Source organism: Streptomyces albidus (ex Kaewkla and Franco 2022) (assembly GCF_013870515.1).
Lineage (GTDB): Bacteria > Actinomycetota > Actinomycetes > Streptomycetales > Streptomycetaceae > Streptomyces > Streptomyces albidus.
Genome location: NZ_JACBXA010000383.1, coordinates 1 through 3,829, shown reverse-complemented (window position 1 = coordinate 3,829; position 3,829 = coordinate 1). Strand labels below are relative to the sequence as shown.

General features: G+C 71.4%; 2 protein-coding genes and 1 pseudogene. All 3 read left to right on the top strand.

Features of this window, described 5'->3' with window-relative positions; all coding sequences use genetic code 11:
* The first annotated feature begins 230 nt into the window (after positions 1–230).
* Positions 231–1,223 (top strand): alpha/beta fold hydrolase, encoded by a 993-nt coding sequence (locus H5J26_RS29265; protein ID WP_181768984.1) that lies wholly within the window; start codon positions 231–233, stop codon positions 1,221–1,223.
* A gap of 264 nt (positions 1,224–1,487) precedes the next feature.
* A complete protein-coding gene (locus H5J26_RS29260; protein WP_181768983.1) occupies positions 1,488–2,879 on the top strand; it encodes a transcriptional regulator in 1,392 nt (463 codons plus the stop codon).
* 138 nt (positions 2,880–3,017) lie between these two features.
* A pseudogene (locus tag H5J26_RS29255) lies at positions 3,018–3,829 on the top strand (hypothetical protein); the annotation flags it as partial.

The following is a 3,829-nucleotide window of genomic DNA, read 5'->3' as shown; positions in this document are numbered from 1 at the left end:
CGGTGCCGTAGGCAACCGGGGCCCCGCCTCCCCTTTTCCCCGGGGGGTGACCCAGAGCCCCGAGCTCTCGGGATCAGCCCTCCTCCCGCTAGCTGTCTCCCCGTGGCCTCGACGATCAACCCTTGCCCTCAGTCACTCGAAAGTAGGGGTTTCTCCCGGACTGCGGTGCGTTCGAATAGAAGTTCGATAGCGTGGTGGAGCGGTCAGACGGAATGGGGGTGCCAGAGCGCATGGTGCGACGGATCAATGTGACCGGCTCGAACGGACTCCGGCTCGCCGCCTGGGAGTTCGCCGATCCGCCCAAGGGCAGCACCGAGCCGGACAAGGTGCCGGAGATGAGCGCCCGGTTCGTCTCCGGCGCCGGGCCGGTGCGGCCCCCGGGTGCCCGTACGCGGACCGGAGCGGCAGGCGTCGACGTCCGCGGTGTGAAGAGTGAAGAGGCTCCGAAAGGCGTGCTTTTACTCCACGGCCTGATGGGGCGGGCGGCGCACTGGGCCGACACCGCCCGCTGGCTGTCGAGCGGATACCGCGCCGTCGGACTCGACCAGCGCGGTCACGGCCGCAGCGAGAGACCCCTCGGGGCGGACGGCTCGTTCGCCCGTGAGGCGTTCGTCGAGGACGCCGAGGCCGCGATCGAGCAGCTCGGGCTGGGGCCCCTCGCGCTCATCGGGCACTCCATGGGTGCGCTCACCGCCTGGCAGCTCGCCGCCAAGCGGCCCGACCTCGTACACGCCCTGGTCATCTGCGACATGAAGGCGTCGGCGCTGGGCGAGCGTTCGCAGCGGGAGTGGGAGCAGTGGTTCGACTCCTGGCCCGTCCCCTTCGCGACGTCGGCCGACGTGCGCAAGTGGTTCGGTGAGGACGACCCCTCGCTGGAGCGCCCGTCGGCGTCGAGAGGAGCCTTCTTCGCCGAGGTGATGGCGGAGGGGGAGGACGGCTGGAGGCCGATGTTCTCCCGCAGGCAGATGCTCGCGGTCCGCGAGGCGTGGGTCCACGACGCCCACTGGGACGAACTCGCCCGGGTGGTCTGCCCCACGCTCGTCGTCCGGGGCATCGACGGTGAACTCGGCCGCGCCGAGGCGCAGGAGATGGTGCGCGTGCTGCCGCGCGGGATCTACGCGGAGGTGCCCGAGGCGGGCCACCTCCTGCACCTCGACCAGCCCGTCGACTGGCGCCGGGTGGTGGAGCCCTTCCTTCAGGCGGTGCTCCCCGCGGACAGTTGACCCGGCGTCGCCAGTTCGAGGCCGTTGAGCGGCAGTTCGGAGTGCGGCGGCTCAACCCGCCCGCCCGGCAAGGGCGTACGCGGAGGCTCCGCCGGCGCGGGCGAAGGCGTACGGGTACATGCGTGGGGGCGTACGAGCACATGCGCAGGCGTGCGGCTTATCTCCTACTGCGGTGCCTTGTGCTGATGAATGCCTGAATCGACTGAGTCAGGGGCATATGTCGTGGGCAGTGATCACGCGACATCGTCTCCCGTGGAGGATCGAATGGCCGCAAGGCCGCTGGTCGCCCGGCAGCCCAACGAACGGCTGCAGGCACTCATTCAGGAAGCCAACTGCTCCAACGCGGGGTTGGCGAGACGGGTCAACGTGTGCGGCGTCGAGCACGGTCTGGATCTGCGCTACGACAAGACATCCGTCGCACGCTGGCTGCGTGGCCAGCAGCCCCGCGGCCGCGCCCCGGCCATCATCTCGGAGGCTCTCGGCCGCAAGCTGGGACGCACCGTCACGCTGGACGAGATCGGGATGGCGAACGACGCGAACCTCGCCTCCGGCGTGGGGCTGCACTTCGCGTCCGGCGTCCTCGGCGCGGTGGAGCAGGTCTGCGAGTTGTGGCGCGGCGACGTCGGCAGGCGCGACCTCCTGAGTGGATCGACCGGGGCCGTCTCCGCCCTCGTGGAACCCAGCCGCGACTGGCTGATCACCCCGCCGGACGCCCGGGTCGCGCGCAGTACGGGAGCGGGCGTGGGCATGTCCGACGTGGCGGCGGTGCGCGCGATGACCGGCGCCCTGGCGCAGCTCGACCACCGCTTCGGCGGCGGGTACGTCCGTCCCGTCGTCGTGCACTACCTCAACAGCGTGGTCTCGGGGCTGATCGCGGGTTCGTACAAGGAGCCGGTGGGCCGGGCGCTGTTCGCGGCAGTCGCCCGGATGACCGAACTGGCCGGCTACATGGCCGTCGACACGGGCCAAGCAGGTCTGGCCCAGCGGTACTACATCCAGGCGCTGCGGATGGCTCAGGCCGCCGACGACCGGGCCTTCGGCGGCTATGTACTGGCCGCAGGCATGAGTCATCTGGCCGTCTCTCTCGGAAACCCCCGCGAGGTCGCGCAGTTGGCCCGTGCGGCGCAGGAGGGCGCCAGGGGCCACGCGACGCCGCGTACCGAGGCGCTGTTCCACGCCGCCGAGGCGCGGGGTCATGCCCTGATGGGAGAGTCGAGGGCCTTCCGGGAGCGCTCGGAGGAGGCGCTGTCGGCCCTGGAGATCGCGGAGGCCCGCGCGGACTCCGGCGACGATCCCGAGTGGATCGCGCACTTCGACCGCGCCTACCTGGCCGACGAGTTGGCGCACTGCCACAGCGATCTGGGCCGCCCGTCCGAGGCCGCGAAGCAGGCGCAGGAGGCACTGCGGGGGCACCCTGAGGGCAGGGTGCGCCGACGGGTCATCGGGCTGTTCGTGCTCGCCTCGGCGCAGGTGCAGCAACGTGAGCTTGAACACGCATGCCGAACCGGGATGAAAGCGGTCGATCTACTTGAAACGCTGCGTTCCGGCCGTGGTTCGGAGTATCTGGAGGACTTCCGTCGCCGACTTGTGCCGTTTGCGAAGCAGCCGGTCGTACGAGAATTCACCGCGCGGCTGGACCTCCTGGCGACGGCATAAGTGCGCACATCTCCTGCCCTGTCCTAAATCTGAGGTGAAGGGTTGGTGTCGCCCCATCGGCTGCGTGGTCGAGCGTCCGAGCTACCCGGTAGCGTGACCCGACGATTCCGGAAGCCAGGTTGATCGAGGAGCGCCCCGGTGACAGCGCAGAGCGGACGCGGACAGGGCGACGAGCCCCTCTACGAGGGTGTCGTGCTGCCGGCGAACGGCGAGCCGTGGACCCCCGAACAGCAGCGCCAGGTCGCCCAGTCCCACTCGCAGCCTCCCGCGGGGCAGCCCTGGGGCCAGCCGTGGGGGCCCGAGTCCCGGGCAGCCGTGGCTCCCTCCACCGAGAGCTCCGCGGCCCTGCCGCCGCCCCCGCACGCACCTCCGACGCCGCCCGCGCAGCCGCCTGCCGCTGAGCCGCACCAGCCGCTGCCGGGTAGCACCGAGTACGCCGGAGCCGCGTCGGTGGGCAGACATCGCGGGGGTCCGACCTCCCACGGAGGCGCCCCCGCGCTCGGGCAGTCCCCGGGCGGCCTGCCCGGAGGTGCCGGCCACAGTCAGGCTTACGCTCCTGCCGCACACGGGCCGTACGACGCTCAAGGTCTCTACGCCGACGCCCAGTTGCCGCCTCAGCAGCCGTACGCGCAGCCGCAGCCGCACACGGCCGGAGTGCTGCAAGGGTCCGGGCAGCCGTTCGCCGAGGCCGACGCCACACAGATGCTTCCGCCGCAGCAGGGGCCGTCCCCGCAGCCGTACGCGGGCGTGCAGCCGTCGCCGGCCGCCCCGCTGACCGCATCCGACGCGACGCAGTACATACCGCCGGTTCCCGGAGCGCCCCAGCAGGGACAGCCGCTGCCCGGTCACATGCCGCCCGTCGACGCGGACGCCACGCAGATGCTTCCGCCTCAGGTCGCGTTCGATGTGGGCCTCGATGCGGCCGTGCAGCGCCGAGAGCGAGCACCAGC